This is a genomic window from Streptomyces sp. WZ.A104, from assembly GCF_002382885.1.
Lineage (GTDB): Bacteria > Actinomycetota > Actinomycetes > Streptomycetales > Streptomycetaceae > Streptomyces.
This window is the reverse complement of sequence record NZ_NWVL01000017.1, coordinates 59883-78901: the sequence shown is the minus strand read 5'-3', so window position 1 is coordinate 78901 and position 19019 is coordinate 59883. Positions and strand designations below refer to the sequence as shown.

The following is a 19019-nucleotide window of genomic DNA, read 5'->3' as shown; positions in this document are numbered from 1 at the left end:
CCGGTTCGGGTACGAGCCCGAGGGCAGCCGCACCCCGCGCGCGGCCGCGTACGCCGCATCGCCCGCAACGCCCGGGAAGGCAGCCTCCGGTGGGAGGGCCGCCCGCCCGGTTGGCCGTGTCCGGTCAGCTGCGCAGACCGGACAGGCATGCGGAAACGCCCGCGGCTTCCGCCTCAGCCGGCGGTGCGCGTACCTGCGATCTCGCGTCCCGTGACCAACTCGGACTCGATGCGCACGAAGACACCGTCGCGTACGGGCATCCAGGAATGCGGGCCGGACTGCGAGAGCCGTTCGTGCTCGGCGGGCTCGGCAACCACGCCGGCCCGACCGGTGACGACCACGCTCCAGCCCGACCGGGTCGCCGCGCTGAACTCGTCCGCCTCGAAAGCGACCACGGCACCATCAATGGCCTGCACGAGGTCGGAGACCGCCGAGGTGTACAGCAGAACGGAGTCGTCCTCGTCCAGGAAGAAGTTGACCGGGAGGACCGCGGGCAGCGCCTGCCGGGTGTACACGACCCGGCCGAGCGGCACTTCGGCCAGCAGACGAAGGCATTCCAGCCGGTCGAGAATGCGGATGGCGTCGTTCTCGAGCATCCCGCCATTCTCCGCGTCGCGGTGTGACACCGGGTAGGGCCGGTCGGCCCCTTCTGCGGACCCCGGCAGCGGACGGCCGCATCCGCCGCTCCGACCGAGTCCTGTGGGCAATCCGGGGCGCGGGCCTGGCTGATGCTGGGCCCTGGCCACCGTCGGCTTCGCCGTCAACCTCTGGGCCTGGGCGCTGCTCAGCCCGCTCGGCCCTCGGTTCAAGAACAGGCTCGGCCTGTCATCGTTCGAGCAGTCGCTGCTGGTGGCGGTGCCGGTCGCCGTCGGTTCTCCGGGCCGGATCCCGGTCGGCGCACTGACCGACCGGTTCGGCGGACGGGTCATGCTCCCCGATCGTGTCGGCGGCCACCACCGTGCCGGTGCTCCACCTCGGCCTGGCCGGGCACTCCTCCCTCACCGCCCTGCTCATCGGCGGGTTCTTCCTCGGTATCGGCGGCACCGCCTTCGCTGTCGGCGTTCCGCTCGTGAGCGCCTGGTTCCCGCCCGAGCGACGCGGTCTCGCCATCGGAGTTTTCGGCGCGAGTACGGGCGGCACCGCCCTCAGCGCCCTGACCACGGTGAAGCTGGTCGACGCCAACAGCATGTCCACACCGTTCCTGATCACCGCGGCGGTTCTCGCGCTGTACGCCGCCGCCGCTCGCCTGCTCCGTGACGCGCCCGGCCGGACCGTGCCGACCGAGTCGGCCGCACGCCGTCCGGCTGCCCGCCAGCAGGCTGCGCGAGCCCCGCGCGGCCGGCAGAACCGCTTGAGGACCGGCGGCCAGACCGGCGGAAGCGAACGACGGCGACCGCCTGCCCGGTTACCGGCGCCGGCGCTGCTCCAACTGCACGCGGGAGCGCACTGCCGCTCTTCGCGGCGTGGACGTTCATCCGGCTCGTGCGCATGGTCGCGCACAAGAAGGCGGGCGAGGCCCCGGACGAGGTGATCGCCGCGCAGCTCGAAAAGCTGACGGAGTCGGCAGGCACGGACTGAGCCTCCTCCTCCAGTCGGAAGAGCTCGTAGCACCATCGTGCTGAAGTGGCTGAGCCTGACCGGCTTCGGCCCTCCGCTTGCGTCCTTTGCCGAGCCCCAGGGGGACGGGGCCGAACCGGCGATCTCGGCCAAGGGTCGAAGTCGGCGAAAGCGGTGAGGTCACCGCAGGTCCGCGCTGACGAGCTCCGCTTCGGGAGCCAGTCCCATGCCGGGCATCCTGAGACGACCTCGGCCTCCTGGTTCTGAAGGAAGCGGGCTCCGATCCTGGCGCCGCGTTCGGCTGCTATGCCCTTGTGGGCGTGCCGCCCCGGAGGGGACCGAGGGGAGCGGACACCAGCCGGGGCGCGGGGCTCCTCGGCCCTGTGGCCAGGGCCGGGTCGCCCTCCCCACCGGGACCGGCCGCCCCTGGTACGCGACTGCGGAGCACGGCAGTCTTGAGCTGTGGCGGCACGGTCACGGGCAGCTGAGCACCGGATCGCCCGGCACCTCGGTGCCCCTGAGACCTCCGCCCCCATGCGAGCGCTCCGCGACCGCTGCCGAACGGACTCACCACGGCGGCACCTGTCTGACGAACGCGCGGTCCCCGTGGCGGGACGGCTTGCAGAAACGGGCGTCACGCGGCGCCTGCCAGGTGTGGCGGGGCGCCGGAGTCTGACATCGGTTCCGGCTCTCTTCGCCCATGCTCGTGAAGGAGGATTGATGGTGGCCCCTCGCACTGTCGGTGAGGTCATGACACGGGACGTCGTGCAGGTCGGCCCGACGACACCGTTCAAGGAGGTCGTGCGACTGCTCGACCACCACCGGATCAGCGGACTGCCGGTGGTCGACACCGACGACAAGGTCCTCGGTGTCCTCTCCGGAAGCGACCTGGTACGCGCCCAGGCGTACCGGGAAGGCTCCGCCCCGCCCCTGGCCGTGAACGCACAGGACATGATGTCCAGCCCGGCCATCACCGTGCACCCGGAGCAGTCCGTACCTGACGCCGCCCGGCTCATGGAGCGCCGCGGTGTCGAGCGGCTGCCCGTGGTGGACGAGGCCGACCGCCTGATCGGCATCGCCACCCGCCGCGACCTTCTCCGGGTCTTCCTGCGTGCGGACGAGGACATCCGCCGAGAGGTGACCGAGGAGATCATCGGAGCCACAGAGGCGCTGCCGTCCGACGCGGTCCTCGTATCCGTCAGCGACGGTGTCATCACTCTCGAGGGCCGGGTGGAACTGCGTTCCCGGGTACCGGAGATCGTTTACGCCGCCTGGCGCCTCGAAGGTGTGGTCGGCGTGGTGAACGGTCTGGGCTTCCGCGTCGACGACTGTGCGGAACCGGCCGGCCCCGCTCGCGTCGGGAGCGGATGAGCCCGCGGCGAACGGCCTCGAGCGGCGGCTCGGGCTCCTGGGCCGACGGTCCCTACCGAGGCGGGCCGGACGGCGTCGACGAAGGCCCTCCGGGGTCCTCCCGCAGCAGTCGGCACCAAAGGACAGTGAGGGCCAAGAGCGGGGCGGTTCACCGTCGCACTGCTTCTGGCCGGCACCGCCGTACACCACGGCGGCCCCTGACAACGGAGGCACACCACCATGACCCGCCAGGACGTACGGACCGAGGACCGCGCCAGGACCGACGCCCCGTCCGACGCCGAGGTCGCCGTGGACCTTCTGGTCGCGGCCGGTCTCAAGGCACTCGCCGACTACGAGAGCCTCACCCAGGAACAGGTCGACCACATCGTCAAGAAGGCGTCGGTCGCAGCCCTGGACCAGCACACCGCGCTGGCCCGTCTGGCGGTCGAGGAGACGGGACGCGGGGTCTTCGAGGACAAGGCCGCCAAGAACATGTTCGCCTGCGAGCACGTCACGCACAGCATGGGCCACATGAAGACCGTCGGAGTCATCGGCCGGGACGACATCGAGAACATGGTCGAGATCGCCGAACCGGTGGGCGTGGTGGCCGCGGTCACCCCTGTCACCAACCCGACCTCGACCACGATCTTCAAGGCACTGATGGCGCTGAAGACCCGTAACCCGGTGATCTTCGCGTTCCACCCCTCCGCCCAGCGGTGCAGCGCCGAAGCGGCCCGCGTCGTACGGGACGCGGCCATCGCCGCCGGTGCACCGGAGCACTGCGTGCAGTGGATCGAGGCCCCCTCCGTCGAGGCGACCAACACGCTGATGCGGCATCCCGGGGTCTCCCTGATCCTCGCCACCGGCGGCAATGCCATGGTCAAGGCCGCCTACTCGGCCGGCAAGCCCGCACTCGGCGTCGGCGCCGGCAACGTCCCCGCATACGTCCACCGCAGCGCCAAGCTGCGCAGGGCCGTCAACGACCTGGTGCTGTCCAAGTCGTTCGACAACGGCATGATCTGCGCCTCCGAACAGGCCGTCATCCTGGACACGGCGATCTTCGACGCGGCACTCGCCGAGTTCCGCACCCTGCACGCCCATCTGGCCACCCCGCAGGAGAAGGCGAAGCTGGAGACTTTCCTGTTCCCGGCCACCGGTAGTTCGGGGGGTGGCTGCGAGCCCAAGGTCAACGCCGCCGCTGTCGGCCAGAGCCCCGCGTGGATCGCCGAGCGGGCCGGGTTCTCGGTCCCGAAGAACACCTCGGTCATCCTCGTCGAAGCCGAACGCGTCGGCCCCGACGAGCCGTTGACCCGCGAGAAGCTCTGCCCGGTGCTCGCCGTGCTGCGGGCCGAGGACGAACGTCACGGCTTCGGCCTGGCCGCCGACATGGTCGCCTTCCACGGTCAGGGCCACAGCGCCGTCATCCACACGGAAGACGCGGCCGTGGCGGAGGCGTACGGCATGCGGATGAAGACCGCACGGATCATCGTCAACTCCCCCTCTTCCCAGGGCGCGATCGGCGGCATCTACAACGGCTTGCTGCCCTCACTCACCTTGGGCTGCGGCTCCTGGGGCAGCACCTCGGTCTCCAACAACGTCTCCGCCGCCCAGCTGCTGAACGTCAAGCGAGTCTCCACCCGCCGCAACAACCTCCAGTGGTTCAAGGTCCCACCGAAGATCTACTTCGAACCGCAGGCCATCCGCTACCTGACCTCCATGCCCGACGTCCACCGCGTCACCATCGTCACCGACGCCACCATGACCCGCCTCGGGTTCGTCGACCGCATCAGCCGCGTACTGCAGCAGCGCCGGGAACCGGTCACCCTCCAGATCATCGACAACGTCCAGCCCGAACCCAGCATCGACTCCGTCCAGCACGGCGCCGGCCTCATGCGGGACTTCCGCCCTGACACGATCATCGCGCTCGGCGGCGGCTCCACCATGGACGCCGCCAAGGTCATGTGGCTGCTGTACGAGCAGCCCGGAATCGACTTCGCCGACATGCGACAGAAGTTCTCCGACATCCGCAAGCGCGCCTTCCGCTTCCCCACCCTGGGCAAGCTCGCCAGCCTGGTCTGCGTGCCCACCACCTCCGGCACCGGAGCCGAGGTCACTCCCTTCGCCGTCATCTCCGACCCCGCCACCGGCAAGAAGTACCCCCTGGCCGACTACGCGCTCACGCCCAGCGTGGCCATCATCGATCCCCTCCTCACCACCGTCCTGCCCCCGGCCCTCGCTGCCGACAGCGGCTTCGACGCCCTCACGCACGCCGTCGAGGCGTACGTGTCGGTCTACGCCAACGACTTCACCGACGGTCTCGCGCTGCACGCCATCCGCCTGGTCTTCGACCACCTGGAGGCAGCGGTCACCGACCGCGAGGGCGCCCCGGAAGCACGGGAGAAGATGCACAACGCCGGCACCATCGCCGGTATGGCCTTCGGCAACGCCTTTCTCGGCATCGTCCACGCCATGTCCCACACCCTCGGCGCGACCTTCCACATCGCGCACGGGCGCACCAACGCCGTACTGCTCCCCCACGTCATCCGCTACAACGGCACCATCCCGACGAAGCTGACCGGCTGGCCCAAGTACGAGGACTACCGCGCTCCCGAACGGTTCCAGGACATAGCCCGCGCCTTGGGCCTGCCCGCCACCACCCCGGCCGAGGGCGTGGAGTCCCTCGCCGCTGCCGTCGAGCGCCTGCGCGACGCCGTCGGCATCGAGCCGACGTTCAAGACGCTGGGGGTCGACGAACGAGCTTTCCTGGACGCGCTGCCGCAGCAGGCCCTCAACGCCTACGAGGACCAGTGCGCACCGGCCAACCCCCGCACGCCGATGCTGGACGACATGCGGGAGCTGATGCGCACGGCCTACTACGGCTGAACACGGGGCGGTCATCTCCGCGCGGAAGCAGTTGCCAAGGTTCCTCCGTGGGACAACGGCGACCGCCGGAGGCGGGCCGCGTGCGCTACTCTGGCCCGGGCGCGCTCCGAGCCGGCCCAGGGCCTGCAGCGGGAGATCCGCGCACGGCGCCTGGCCGGCCCTTCCGCGCGCCGGCCGTCGGGGCCGGCTCGGTCGGCCGTACCGGGATCATCAAGCCCAAGGGGGCCACCGGCCCGCTGCCGGTCGTCATCTACATCCACGGCGCCGGCTGGGTCTTCCACGACGAGAAGACGCACGACTTCGCGTCGCTCTGGTCGAGCAGTTCAAGGGAACTCGGGTACATCGCGGAAATTGGGAGGAACTCACCACCAAACTCCGTCAAGTCAATCGCCAAGGTACTCGATCGCCCCCTCCACCGGCCATGTCATCAGAAGGTCGCCGCGTGAGCGGAAGCGAACACCGTTACAGGTCAACGCGCGTACGCATCCGCTCCAAACCCTTCCTGGCTCCTGGGTCTCCGCGCGGGAGCGAGGGGCAGGCCGGCTGCGCGGTCCTCCTCGGCGCACAGGCCGACCGCACGGGGCGGGCAGGCCACTGCTAGCGTGGCGAAGCGTGGATGACAGCGTGTACGTGGGCAACGCGGGCAAGGACGCGGCTCTGGACCGAGGGTGGCTACTCGGACACTTCAAGGACGTGGACGATCCGCGCCACAGCCAAGCTGTGGAGATCAAGTGGGGTGTCCACCCCCGCGGCGACGAGCGAGCACAGTGGGTCGAGGACGAGAGACGGACAGCCCTCCTGGTCCTCGTCAGTGGGCGCTTCCGGGTCGATTTCCCCGGCCACAGCGTTCTTCTGGAAGAGCAAGGTGACTACGTCGTCTGGGGACGGGATATCGGTCACTCGTGGTTCGCAGAGGAAGAGTCGGTGCTGCTCACCGTTCGCTGGCCGTCAGTGCCCGGATACGCCGTGCCGGAAGGGAAGCGGGGCCCGCTGCCGAACTAGGGCTTGTCGTCGAACTGCCGTCGCCCGGGGCGTTCCTCCCTGTGCAGCCCGTGCGGGCGAAGCACGCCTCAAGCCCTGCCCGCGAGCACCGGGCAGCGGTCGCTACCGTTCGCCGTTCCTCAGGGACGTGATCAAGCCGACGGGGAACGTGTACGCGAAGTTGTCCGAGATCTCGGTCAGGGCTTCACGGGGGGGGACGACGGGAGTGGCTGTCTCACCGTTCTCGGCGGACGGGCCGGCCGCCAGGGTCGTCACCGCCGCCCGGGAGGCCACCCTCGTTCCGGGGAGCGTCTCCCCGTCTCCGGCACCGCGTTCGACCTCCGCCGGCCGCCCAGGCTCTCCGAGGCACTGGCCCGCGCCAAGCGTCGGCCCATGGCAGCGGGCATGGGGTACGACCACGACTTCGTACTGCCCCCGGACGGCGACGGCACGCTGCGCCGGGGAGCCGCCCTCCATGCGCCGGTCGACCATCGGCGGGGACAGCCACCACGGGTGGAGTCAGACGCCCGCTCTGCGCCTGTTCCACACGTCGAATCCGACCGCCGCGAGCAGCACGAGGCCCTTGATGACCTGCTGCCAGTCGGTGCCAACCCCGACCAGGTTCATGCCGTTGTTGAGCACGCCGAGGACCAGGCCGCCGATGATGGCGCCGGCCACGGTCCCCACGCCACCGCTCATCGAAGCCCCGCCGATGAACGCGGCGGCGATGGCCTCCAGTTCGAAGTTCACGCCCGCCTTGGGCGAGGCCGCGTTGAAGCGGGCCGCGAACACGAGCCCGGCGAGCGCCGCGAGCATTCCCATGTTGAGGAACACCGCGAAGGTCACCTTCTTGTCCTTGACCCCGGACAGCTTCGCGGCGGGCAGGTTTCCGCCCACCGCGTACACGTGGCGGCCGATCACCGCGTTGCGCATCACGTAGCCGAAGCCGACCAGCAGGACAGCCAGGATCAGGAGTACGACAGGAGCGCCCTTGTAGCTGGCGAGCAACAGGGTCGTGACCAGTACGGCGGCGACCAGTGCCGTCACCTTCAGTGCGAAGAGGCCGGTGGGGAGCGACTCCAGTGCGAACTCCCGCCGGCGTCGACGGTCTCGCACCTCCTGGAACACGACGAAGGCGATCAGTCCCAAGCCGAGGAGGAGAGTCAGGTTGTGGTAGTTGGTCGGCGGCCCCGCTTCCGGCAGGAAACCGTTGGCGACCTTTTGCAGCCCCTCCGGGAACGGGCCGAGTGTCTGGCCCTGGAGGAAGATCTCCGTGAGACCCCGGAACAGAAGCATGCCGGCGAGCGTCACGATGAACGACGGTATGCCCACGTACGCGATGAAGAACCCTTGGAGCGCGCCCGCGACGGCCCCCAGCAGGAGGGCGAGGATCACCGCGACGGGCCAGGAGATGTGGTGCTCGACCATGAGCACGGCCCCCACGCCACCTACCAGGGCCATCAGCGAGCCCACTGACAGGTCGATGTGCCCGGAGATGATGACCATCATCATGCCGATGGCCAGGATGAGGATGTAGCTGTTCTGCAGCACCAGGTTGGAAACGTTGCGCGGCAGCAGGAGGTCTCCTCCCGTCCACACCTGGAACAGAAGCACGATCAGGCCGAGCGCCAGGAGCATTCCGTACTGGCGCATGTTCCGCCGGACGCCGTCCAGAAGCACGCGAGCCACATGCACCCCGGCGGGCCGGGCAGCTCCGTCCCCCGGGGGCGCTGGAGCGGTCGTCTTCGTGGTGGCGGGGGTGCTCATCTCTGATGTCCTTCGTTGGGGGTGGCGGTACCCGCGCCGACTGCCGACGGTGCGGGGACGCCCTGCGTCATGTGCCGCATCAGCACTTCCTGGGTGGCGTCCTCGCGGGTGACTTCGCCGGTCAGCCGGCCGGCCGCCATGGTGTAGACCCGGTCGCACATGCCGAGCAGTTCGGGCAGCTCGGAGGAGATGAGGAGGATGGCCTTGCCCTCGGCGGCGAGTCGGTCGATCACGGTGTAGATCTCGAACTTGGCCCCCACGTCGACACCGCGTGTGGGCTCGTCGAGGATGAGTACATCGGGTCCGGCGAGGATCCACTTGCCGAGAACGACCTTCTGCTGGTTGCCGCCGGAGAGTCGGCCGACCGCTTCGAGGACGTCCGGGGCCTTGATGCCCATGGTCCGCCGGTACCGTTCAGCGACTCTGCGCTCCTCGTGGGCGTCGACGATGCCCCGTCGGGCGAGCGTGCGGAGGGACGCGAGCGAGATGTTCCGGCTCACGGAGTCCTCCAGGTTGAGGCCGTAGCGCTTGCGGTCCTCGGTGACGTACGCGATGCCGTTGGCAACCGCTTCGGGAACCGTGCGGGTGCGCACCGCTCGGCCGTCCTTGAGAACGGTCCCCTGCTCGTAGCGGCCGTAGGAGCGGCCGAAGACGCTCATCGCGAGTTCCGTCCGGCCGGCGCCCATGAGCCCCGCGAGGCCGACGATCTCGCCGCGGCGGACCCGGAGCGAGACCCGGTCGACGACCTTGCGGCTGTGGTCCAGGGGGTGGCGTACGGTCCAGTCCCGGATCTCCAGGACCGGGTTGACGTCCGCTGGGCCCTTGTACGGGGTGCGGTCGGGGAATCGGCTGTCCAGGTTCCGCCCCACCATGCCTTGGATGATGCGGTCCTCGGTGGTGGCCGGGTCCCTGACGTCCAGGGTCTCGATGGAGTGTCCGTCGCGCAGGATGGTGACGGAGTCGGCGATCTGCGCGATCTCGTTGAGCTTGTGCGAAATGATGATGGAAGTAATTCCCTGGTCCTTCAGTTCCCGCATCAGCCGCAACAGTTTCGCGCTGTCCTCGTCGTTGAGGGCGGCGGTGGGCTCGTCGAGGATCAGCAGCCGGACGTTCTTCGCCAGCGCCTTCGCGATCTCCACAAGCTGCTGCTTGCCGACGCCGATGTCGGCCACCCGGGTCTCGGGGTGCTCGTCGAGGCCGACGCGCCGCAGCAGCTCGCAGGCCCGCCTCAGCGCTTCGCGCCAATCGATGATTCCTCGCCGCGACGGCTCGTTGCCGAGGAAGATGTTCTCGGCGATGGACAGGTGGGGAACGAGTGCGAGTTCCTGATGGATGATGACGATGCCGTGCCGCTCACTGGCCCTGATGTCCTTGAAGCGGCACGGTTCGCCGTCGAAGAGGACCTCGCCCTCGTAGGTCCCGTGCGGATGCACTCCGGACAGGACCTTCATCAGCGTCGACTTGCCCGCGCCGTTCTCTCCGCACAGGGCGTGAACCTCGCCGCGCTTCACGGACAGGGTCACGTCGGACAGAGCTCTGACGCCGGGGAAGGTCTTGACGATGGCCCGCATCTCCAGCACGGGGCGGGCCGCAGGCCTGTGCGAGGACGAGGGCGAGGGCGAGGACGAGGAGAATGCGGCGGAGCTCAACGGAGATCCTCGGCCTTGATGTAGCCGGAGTCGACCAGAACCTTCCGGTAGTTCGCCTTGTCGACGCTGACCGGGTCGAGCAGGTAGGCCGGAACCACCTTCTTGCCGTTGTCGTAGGTGCTGTCGTCATTGACCTCGGGCTTCTTGCCGTCGAGGACGGCGGTCACCATGTTCGCGGCGACCTTCGCCAGTGCGCGGGTGTCCTTGTAGACGGTCTGGGTCTGCTGATTCGCGATGATCGACTTCACGGACGCGACCTCGGCGTCCTGGCCGGTGACGATCGGCAACGGCTTGGCCGGACTTCCGTAGTCGTCGGATTTCAGGGCGGACAGGATGCCGATCGAGATGCCGTCGTAAGGGGACAGCACAGCGTCGATCCGGGCCGTGGAATAGGAGGAGGTCAACAGGTCGTCCATGCGCTTCTGCGCCGTTCCTCCGTCCCAGCGCAGCGTGGTGACCTGGGCGAGACGGGTCTGCTGGGAGCGTACGACAAGCTGCTTCCTGTCGAGATAGGGCTTCAGCACCTCCATGGCGCCGTTGAAGAAGTACTTGGTGTTGTTGTCGTCGTTGGAGCCGGCGAACAGCTCGATGTTGAAGGGGCCCTTCTTCGAACCGTCCTTCAGGCCCAGCTTCTCCACGATGTAGGTGGCTTGGAGCTTGCCGACCTCCTCGTTGTCGAAGGAGGCGTAGTAGGCGACATGCGGGGATCCCAGAATGAGCCGGTCGTAGGAGATCACCGGGATGCGGGCGTCCGCCGCCTGCTGGAGGACATTGGACAGCGCCTCACCGTTGATGGCCGCCACGACCAAGGCGTCGACACCTTGAGTAATCATGTTCTCGATCTGGGCCACCTGCTGGTCGGGGTCGTCCTCCCCGTACTGCAGGTTGGTGAGATAGCCGCTCTTCTTCAGGCCCGCGGTCATGTTGGCGCCGTCCGCGATCCACCTTTCGGAGGACTTGGTGGGCATGGAGATCCCAATGGTGAGGTCCTTCCCGTCCTTCGACTCCTGACTTCCTCCCTCACTGTTCTGCCCGCAGGCCGTGAGGAGCAGGGAGCAGCCGGTGGTCGCGGCCAGGAGGAGGGATGCGGCTCGGAAGTTCGTCATGGGCGTTACCTGGCAATCTCGTCGTTGAGGGTGCTTCTGTCCCGAAGGGCTTCGGCGGCAGCACGTGTCCTCGCACCACCGGGGCGTCGTCGCGGAGGCGGTCGGGGTTCGACAGCCTCGGTCGAGCTGATTGTTAGCGCTCGCATCACTGCAGTACAAGAGGAACCAGGCTTTTTCTCGCGGCGATGCACGCCCGTCGGCGCGAAGAACGGGGCAAAAGCAGGGCATCCCGCAGAGGCCGCCCACCGACGCCACAGGCAGCCTGCCGCTGGACGGCGCCTCCAGCGCAGCACATTCCACTCGACACGCTTCTACCGATCGCACGGCGGCGACATCCGGCGCGAAGAGCTCCGGCAGCCCCGCCGAGCCACCACGGCTCAGACAGCGGCGGGGTGACCGGGCGGCCCACGGGAGGCCCCGCGAAGAGGACTGCGGCCTTCGACGCCATTCCGCACCAGCGGCGCGAACTCACGAACCCACCGCACGGGTTACGTTCCCGGCATCCCGATGGACAGCCGCTCGGCGGCAAAGGCGCTCGGGCCTCCCGCAGCAGCCTCCACCGCGACCATCGCGGAGGCCACCCTGGACCGACCCCTCCCGGAGTCTTCCCCGACGAGTGACGTCCACCGGCGACGAACGGCCTTCGTCCGCACGGCCCGGGAAGCCGCCGCCGTCTCCGTCACGGAAGCCGGGCACCCCTCCCCCACCCTGCGGTTCTCGCGACGCAGCCGCGGCTGCCGACCTCCGGGGTCGGCGTACCCCTCTCCCCCGCCGACCACGGACGGACGATGGCCGGGTCGGCATCGGATCAACACCGCGCGGGGAGGGGGGATGTGAGCACGGGGCGACTCTCGGGGTGCACCTCATCGGCACCGACGGGATGGACGCACCCAACACCATGACCTCGGCAGGGCGAGCGCCACACGAACGCCATCCTCCGGTCGGCACGACAGGCTTCCGTAGACTCCCCCCCCCCCCCCCCCCCCCCCCCCCCCCAGGGCAAGAACGCAAAAGGCCGTTCGCCAAGCCGCCGACACGCACCCGATCGTGCCGACCGTCGCCGGCCGACCGGCCCCGGTGCGCGTTCGGCATCGCATCACCCGAGCACCGGTGTGACTCCGAAGGTCACCCGAGCGCGTAGGACTCGTGTCGCATCCAGTTGTGAGCGTTAACGCTCATGGGCGCTGGGGGTGCCGATCGCCTTCTGCACGTGCAACCGGTGAACTCGGCGCCGGACCGGGCCTTCGCCGCACTCCACCGCGTAGGCGCCCCGCGGCACAACCGTGATCCGCCTCTCCCATGCGAGGGAGAGGCGGATCACCCTACGGTTCGGGTCACAGCCGCTGGGCCAGCCGGTGGTAGGCCTGGTTCCAGCGCAGACGGTCCGCGAAGTCATGGGCCGTCGTGGTGTCGTCGATCATCACCAGCTCAGTACCGGCCATCTGCGCGAAGTCACGCAGCACGTCCGACCCCACCGCGGTGAGGACCGTGTGGTGCGGGCCGCCGGCCATCAGCCAGCACTCGGCCGCTGTGGACAGCGAGGGCCGGGGCTCCCACACCGCCCGAGCCACCGGCAGGCACGGCAGCGGCTCATCCGGCAACACAACATCGATGTCGTTGGCCACGAGCCGGAAACGGTCGCCCATGTCGGCCAGACCGATCACCGTGGCGGGGCCGGCGGCGGCGTCGAACACCAGGCGCACGGGGTCCTCACGCCCTCCGATGGACAGGGAGTGGATCTCACAGGACGGCTGGGCGTCAGCGATCGAGGGACACACCTCCAGCATGTGCGCACCGAGGGTCCTGGGCGTGCCGGGCCCGAAGTGGTACGTGTAATCCTCCATGAACGAAGCCCGCGGGCCCATGGCCTTCGCGGCGGCGAGCAGCGCGGAGGTCTTCCAGTCGCCCTCGCCGCCGAAGCCGTAACCGTCGGCCATGAGGCGCTGGACGGCCAGGCCGGGCAGCTGCCGCAGTCCGCCGAGGTCCTCGAAGTTGGTGGTGAAGGCGCCGAAGCCGCCCTGGACGAGGAAGCGACGCAGGCCGGCCTCGATGGCGGCCGCGTAGCGCAGTGAGGAGTGACGATCGCCGTTTCGCGTCAACTCCGGTGCGAGTTTGTAGAGTTCGGAGTACTCGTCGACGAGATCGTCGATCTCGCCGACGGTCACGGCGTCGACGAGTTCAACGAGATCGTTGACGCCGTAGGTGTTGACGCTGACGCCGAACCGGAGCTCCGCCTCCACCTTGTCGCCCTCGGTCACGGCAACGTCGCGCATGTTGTCGCCGAAGCGCGCCAGTCGGAGACTGCGCATGCGGTGGAAGCCGATGGCCGCCCGGACCCAGCCCTCGACCCGCCTGACCACCACCGGATCGGAAACATGACCCACCACGGTCTTGCGGGCCACCCCGATGCGGGTCTGTATGTAGCCGAACTCACGGTCGCCGTGGGCGGCCTGGTTGAGGTTCATGAAGTCCATGTCGATGGACGACCACGGCAGTTCCCGGTTGAGCTGGGTGTGCAGGTGCAGCAGTGGCTTGCGCAACGCGTCGAGCCCGGAGATCCACATCTTCGCGGGAGAGAAGGTGTGCATCCACGCGATCACCCCGACACAGGCCGGGTCGGTGTTGGCGGCCTCCAGTGTCCGCCTGATGGCGGAGGCCTCGGTCAGGACCGGCATTCCCACGATGACGGCGCCGATCCGTCCGGAAGCGGCCAGCATCTCCTGGATCCTGGCCGACTGCTCCGCGACTTGGTTCAGGGTCTCGGCACCGTAGAGATGCTGACTTCCCGTCAGGAACCAGATCCGCGGCTGGGTTGTGCTGTTCATCGGTCTTCCCCTCGTGGGCTCACTGGCCGTAGACGTTCTGGTAACGCTCGTAGAGCCGGTCCACGGCGGCCGCCTCGATGGCGTCCGGGGTACCCAGCTGGTGGGCGAAGTGGACGGTGCGGGCCACGTCCTCGACCATGACGGCCGCTTTCACCGCCGAACGCGCGTCCCGGCCGACGGTGAAGGGGCCGTGGCTGCGCATGAGGACGGCGGGCGAGCGGCTGTCACGGAGGGTGTCCACGATGCCGCGTCCGATGGAGTCGTCGCCGATGAGCGCGAAGGGGCCGACCGGGATCTCGCCGCCGAACTCGTCGGCGATCATGGTCAGGACACACGGGATGGGTTCGCCACGCGCGGCCCAGGCGGTGGCGTAGGGCGAATGCGTGTGAACCACGCCGCCGACCTCGGGCATGTGCCGGTAGACGTAGGCGTGGGCGGCGGTGTCCGAGGACGGCGCCAGGTCGCCTTCCACCAGGTTGCCGTGCAGGTCGGTCACGACCATGGTGTCCGGGCTCAGGTCGTCGTAGGACACGCCGGAGGGCTTGATGACCATGAGATCCTCCCCCGGAACGCGGGCCGAGACGTTTCCGGCGGTCCAGATCACCAGCCCGTATCGCGTCAGTTCGCCGTGCAGGTCAGCGACGATCTGCCGGAGGTGCTTCACGCTGTCGACGGCGCCCATCATTTCTCCTTCGGTTCGACGGCAGAGCGGCGCATGGCCCGCAGTCTGCGCATGACGTCACTGCCGCCCCGGCCGAAGTGGTCGTGCAGGGCGACGTACTCGGCGAAGAGCCGGTCGTAGGCGGCGGCTTCCTCGGGGCGAGGCCGGTAGACGGCTCGGTCGACCGAGCCCATGGCGGCAGCGGCAGCTCGGACATCGCGGTGCGCGCCCGCGGCCACCGCCGCATGGAGCGCCGACCCGAGGGCCGGCCCCTGGGCGGAGCGGATGATCGACAGCGGCATGCCGAGGACGTCGGAGTAGAGCTGCATCAGGAACGGGTTGCGCACCAGGCCGCCGGCGATGATGAGTTCGTTGACGGGTACGCCCGCGGTGGTGAAGGTCTCCACGATCGTGCGCGTGCCGAACGCGGTGGCCTCGAGCAGAGCACGGTAGACGTCCTCGGGCCGGGTGGAGAGGGTCTGCCCCAGAACCATTCCCGACAGCTCGTGGTCGACCAGCACCGAGCGATTGCCGCTGTGCCAGTCGAGGGCGATCAGACCGTGCTCACCGACCTTCTGGTTCGCGGCCAGTTCGGTGAGCAGTTCATGGACGGACAGGCCGCGTTCCCGAGCCTGTGCGTAGTAGCCCTCGGGGACCTGGTGGTCGACGTACCAGGCGAAGATGTCCCCCACTCCGCTCTGTCCGGCCTCGTAGCCCCACAGCCCGTCGACGATGCCGCCGTCGACCACGCCGCACATGCCGGGGACCTCGCGCAAGGTGTCGCCGTTGAGGACGTGGCAGGTGGATGTGCCCATGATCGCCACCAGCTGGCCGGGCTCCACGGCCCCGGCAGCCGGGGCGGTGACATGTGCGTCGACGTTTCCGACGGCGACCGCGATGCCCTCCGGCAGCCCGGTCCAGGCCGCGGCCTCGGCGCTCAGACCGCCGGCCCGGTCGCCGAGCCGGCCGATGGGCTGATCCAGCTTCTCCGTCACGAAGTCGGCGAAGGCGGGGTTCAGTTCGGCGAGGAAGTCCGCGGCGGGGTACTCGCCGTCCTGGCGGATACCCTTATAACCGGCGCTGCAGGCATTGCGTACGTACGCCCCGGTGAGCCGCCAGACGATCCAGTCGGCGGCCTCCACCCACCGGTCCATGGCGGCGTACGCCTCGGGCGCCTCCTCCAGCATCTGCAGCGCCTTGGCGAACTCCCACTCCGAGGAGATCAGTCCTCCGTACCGCGGCAGCCACTTCTCCCCGCGCGCCCGCGCCAGGGCATTGATGCGGTCGGCCTGCGGCTGGGCGGCGTGGTGGCGCCAGAGCTTGACGTACGCGTGCGGATTCCCGGCGAGTTCAGGCAGGTCGCACAGCGGGGTTCCGTCCCCGGTGGTCGGCACCATCGTGCAGGCGGTGAAGTCGGTCCCGATACCGATCACACGAGCTGGATCGACCCCGGCGTCCGCGATCGCGGTCGGTACGGCGATCCGCAGAACGTCGAGATAGTCCTCGGGAACCTGCAACGCCCAGTCGGCCGGCAAGCTGAGGCCCGTCGCGGGCAGGGACCGGTCGATGACGCCGTGACGGTAGGCATGGACACCAGTGCCCAGCTCGGCACCGTCCCGGACCCGCACCACCACGGCGCGTCCGGACAGCGTGCCGTAGTCGACACCGACTACGAGGGAGTCAGGTTCGTCGGCCATGAAGCCACCTTTGATCGTTCGCCGAAGGACACCCGAAGTGTTATCGCTAACAATCCGACCGTCAAGACATCCGCCGACAGGAAAGGCTCAGCATGTGAGCGTGCTCAGGTAAGGCTCAGGTACGGATTCGGGGGATCGGCCGAGGGCGTGGCTCAGCCGCGCGGAACCGCGACGCTCTCCCGCGGGATGAGCGTGGGGTTGAGGGTGCGCAGCGAAGGCCCTGACTCGCCCTCGATCCGGGCCAGCAGAAGGCTGAGGGTCTCGGTGGCCACCCCGTCGAAGTCCGGACGCACCGTGGTCAACGGGGGCGAGAAGAACTCGGCCTCGGGCACGTCGTCGAAACCGACGATGCTCACGTCACCCGGGACGCAACGGCCCCGCTCGGCCATCGCGCGGATGGCACCGAGGGCCAGGTGGTCGTTGGCCGCGAACACCGCGGTCACATCCGGCATGCGGGCCAGCATCTGACCCGCGCGGTAGCCGGAGGAGGCGCTCCAGTCCGCGGAACTGACGGGGGGAATCTCCGCACCGGCCTCCCGCAGAGCACGCCGCCATCCGCGCACCCGGCCCGCGGCGTCGAACCAGTCCGGCGGACCCGAGATGTGCCACACGGTCTGGTGCCCCGCGTCCAGCAGGTGCCGGGTGGCGGCGAAGGCTCCCGCCTCCTGGTCGACCGTGACCAGCGCTCCGCCCCGGTCGGGGTCCCCGTCGACGGCCACGAGCGGAACATCGGCCGGAATCTCCGCCAGCGCCTCGTCGGCGGACGCGGTGGGAGCGATGACCACAATGCCGGCGACCCGCTGGTCGCGGTGGTGTTCCACCGCCGCGGCGATGGAGGAGCGGTCAAGGACGCGCACCCGTCGCACGCTCACCGCGAAGCCCTGGGCCGCGGCGGCCAGCTCGAAGGCGGCCAGCATCGAGGTGGGCCCGTACAGGGTCGAGTTCTGCGCCACCACGCCGATCTGCTGGGACCGGCCGGTCACCAGGGTGCGCGCGGCACGGTTGGGCCGGTATCCCAGCTCAGTGATCGCGGCACGCACTCTCAGCCGCGTCTGCTCCCGGACATTGGGGTGCCCGTTGAGGACGCGGGAGACCGTCTGGTGGGAGACCCCGGCAAGCCGCGCCACATCCGTCATCGCCGGTTCGCGTACCCGGGCAGCCGCCGAGGCGTCCTCCACCTGCATCTCCTGACTCCGCCGTTTCCGCCTGCCCGACACCTGTGAGGGACCACGCAGGGACGCGCCACCTTGAACCTTAACCAGGCTGGGGGCCGACAGCCAGCGCCCCCTCCCCGCGTCCGCCGGAATCCGGATGCGAGGCGCTCCGAGCCTTTTGACCCTCAGGCGCACTGAACAATGAGCGTTAACATACACCACCTCCCGCACCCATCTCAGGCGCGGAAAATCGCGGTGTCCCAGGGGTTGACGGGGCATATGTGAGCGCTCACTCTGATGCACCAGTGACTGCGGTCACACAAAGCTCGCCACCCTGAGTGGGCACAGTTGAGCACGGAGGAAGCAGTGTTGAAGAAGATCGCCACAGGCGTCAGCGTTCTACTGCTCGCCACACTGACGGCGTGTGGCTCGGGCAGCACCTCGGGCAAGGACGGTGACAGCGGCGCGGACGGCAAGATCACCATGGGCTTCGCGCAGGTCGGCGCTGAGAGCGGCTGGCGTACGGCCAACACCAAGTCCGTCCAGCAGTCCGCGAAGACCGCGGGCGTCGAGCTGAAGTTCTCCGACGCTCAGCAGAAGCAGGAGAACCAGATCAAGGCCATCCGCTCCTACATCCAGCAGAAGGTCGATGTGATCGCCTTCAGCCCGGTGGTGGAGACCGGCTGGGACGCGGTGCTACTGGAGGCCAAGCGGGCCCGCATCCCCGTGATCCTGACCGACCGCGCGGTCGACTCCGACGACGACACCCTGTACGAGACGTTCCTCGGCTCCGACTTCGTCGAGGAGGGCGAGAAGGCGGGCGAGTGGCTCGTCGAGAACACCAAAGGCCCCGTCAACGTGGTGGAACTGCAGGGCACCACCGGCGCCGCGCCCGCCATCGACCGCAAGAAGGGCTTCGAGGAGAAGATCGCCGTACGCCCCGACATCAAGATCAGGGCTTCCCAGAGCGGTGACTTCACCCGCTCCGGCGGCAAGCAGGTCATGGAGGCCTTCCTGCGCTCCAACCCCGACGTCGACGTCGTCTACGCCCACAACGACGACATGGGCCTGGGTGCCATCGAAGCCATCAAGGCCGCCGGCAAGAAGCCCGGCCAGGACATCAAGATCATCACTGTTGACGCCGTCAAGGACGGTATGCAGGCGTTGGCCGACGGGGAGATCAACTACATCGTCGAATGCAATCCGCTCCTCGGTGACCAGCTCATGGACCTCGCCAAGAAGGTCGTGGACGGCGAGAAGGTCCCCAAGCGGGTGGTCACCGAGGAGACCACCTTCACGCCCGAGCAGGCGAAGAAGGCCCTCCCCGACCGGCAGTACTGATCCAGGAGCGCCGGTTCCTGCCTTCGCGCACCTCGTGGCGGTGGCAGG

12 protein-coding genes and 2 pseudogenes are annotated in these 19019 nt (G+C 68.9%); 6 read left to right on the top strand and 8 right to left on the bottom strand.

Annotated elements, in window-relative coordinates:
- Window positions 1–173 precede the first annotated feature (173 nt).
- Window positions 174–596: a pyridoxamine 5'-phosphate oxidase family protein gene (locus tag CIB93_RS12090; protein WP_096626788.1), complete on the bottom strand. Its 423-nt coding sequence runs from the start codon at window positions 594–596 to the stop codon at window positions 174–176.
- Between the two features lie 132 nt (window positions 597–728).
- Here CIB93_RS12090 and CIB93_RS12085 point away from each other — a divergent pair.
- The 5 genes and pseudogenes from CIB93_RS12085 to CIB93_RS12065 form a co-directional block, all read left to right on the top strand.
- Window positions 729–1309 (top strand): annotated as a pseudogene (locus CIB93_RS12085) (MFS transporter); the annotation flags it as partial.
- Between the two features lie 968 nt (window positions 1310–2277).
- Window positions 2278–2928 (top strand): CBS domain-containing protein, encoded by a 651-nt coding sequence (locus CIB93_RS12080; RefSeq protein ID WP_373558739.1) that lies wholly within the window; start codon window positions 2278–2280, stop codon window positions 2926–2928.
- 219 nt (window positions 2929–3147) lie between these two features.
- Complete coding sequence (adhE, locus tag CIB93_RS12075; protein ID WP_096626787.1) at window positions 3148–5790, top strand: bifunctional acetaldehyde-CoA/alcohol dehydrogenase; 2643 nt, start codon at window positions 3148–3150, stop codon at window positions 5788–5790.
- Between the two features lie 176 nt (window positions 5791–5966).
- Window positions 5967–6089: pseudogene (locus CIB93_RS38825) on the top strand (esterase); the annotation flags it as partial.
- Between the two features lie 313 nt (window positions 6090–6402).
- Window positions 6403–6792, top strand: a complete 390-nt coding sequence (locus CIB93_RS12065) for a signal peptidase I (protein WP_096626786.1) — start codon at window positions 6403–6405, stop codon at window positions 6790–6792.
- A gap of 498 nt (window positions 6793–7290) precedes the next feature.
- Here CIB93_RS12065 and mmsB read toward each other — a convergent pair whose 3' ends face one another.
- The 7 genes from mmsB to CIB93_RS12025 all read right to left on the bottom strand — a co-directional run bounded on the left by mmsB (window position 7291) and on the right by CIB93_RS12025 (window position 17660).
- Entirely contained in the window at window positions 7291–8538 is a 1248-nt protein-coding gene (mmsB, locus tag CIB93_RS12055) for a multiple monosaccharide ABC transporter permease (RefSeq protein WP_096626784.1), read from the bottom strand.
- Window positions 8535–10109: a multiple monosaccharide ABC transporter ATP-binding protein gene (gene mmsA / locus CIB93_RS12050; protein ID WP_096626783.1), complete on the bottom strand. Its 1575-nt coding sequence runs from the start codon at window positions 10107–10109 to the stop codon at window positions 8535–8537. The genes mmsB and mmsA overlap by 4 nt, the downstream gene beginning before the upstream one ends.
- Window positions 10110–10183: 74 nt before the next feature.
- On the bottom strand, window positions 10184–11293 hold the full coding sequence (gene chvE, locus CIB93_RS12045; RefSeq protein ID WP_096626782.1) for a multiple monosaccharide ABC transporter substrate-binding protein: 1110 nt from the start codon (window positions 11291–11293) through the stop codon (window positions 10184–10186).
- 1334 nt (window positions 11294–12627) lie between these two features.
- A complete protein-coding gene (araA, locus tag CIB93_RS12040; protein WP_096626781.1) occupies window positions 12628–14118 on the bottom strand; it encodes an L-arabinose isomerase in 1491 nt (496 codons plus the stop codon).
- A 19-nt stretch (window positions 14119–14137) separates the two neighbouring features.
- Window positions 14138–14800 (bottom strand): L-ribulose-5-phosphate 4-epimerase, encoded by a 663-nt coding sequence (locus CIB93_RS12035; RefSeq protein WP_257002150.1) that lies wholly within the window; start codon window positions 14798–14800, stop codon window positions 14138–14140.
- Entirely contained in the window at window positions 14800–16476 is a 1677-nt protein-coding gene (gene araB / locus CIB93_RS12030; RefSeq protein ID WP_096626779.1) for a ribulokinase, read from the bottom strand. The genes CIB93_RS12035 and araB overlap by 1 nt, the downstream gene beginning before the upstream one ends.
- A 152-nt stretch (window positions 16477–16628) precedes the next feature.
- Window positions 16629–17660 (bottom strand): LacI family DNA-binding transcriptional regulator, encoded by a 1032-nt coding sequence (locus CIB93_RS12025; protein ID WP_096626778.1) that lies wholly within the window; start codon window positions 17658–17660, stop codon window positions 16629–16631.
- A gap of 339 nt (window positions 17661–17999) precedes the next feature.
- Between CIB93_RS12025 and CIB93_RS12020 the strand changes: the two genes are divergently transcribed.
- Complete coding sequence (locus CIB93_RS12020; protein ID WP_257002149.1) at window positions 18000–18971, top strand: ABC transporter substrate-binding protein; 972 nt, start codon at window positions 18000–18002, stop codon at window positions 18969–18971.
- Window positions 18972–19019 lie beyond the last annotated feature (48 nt).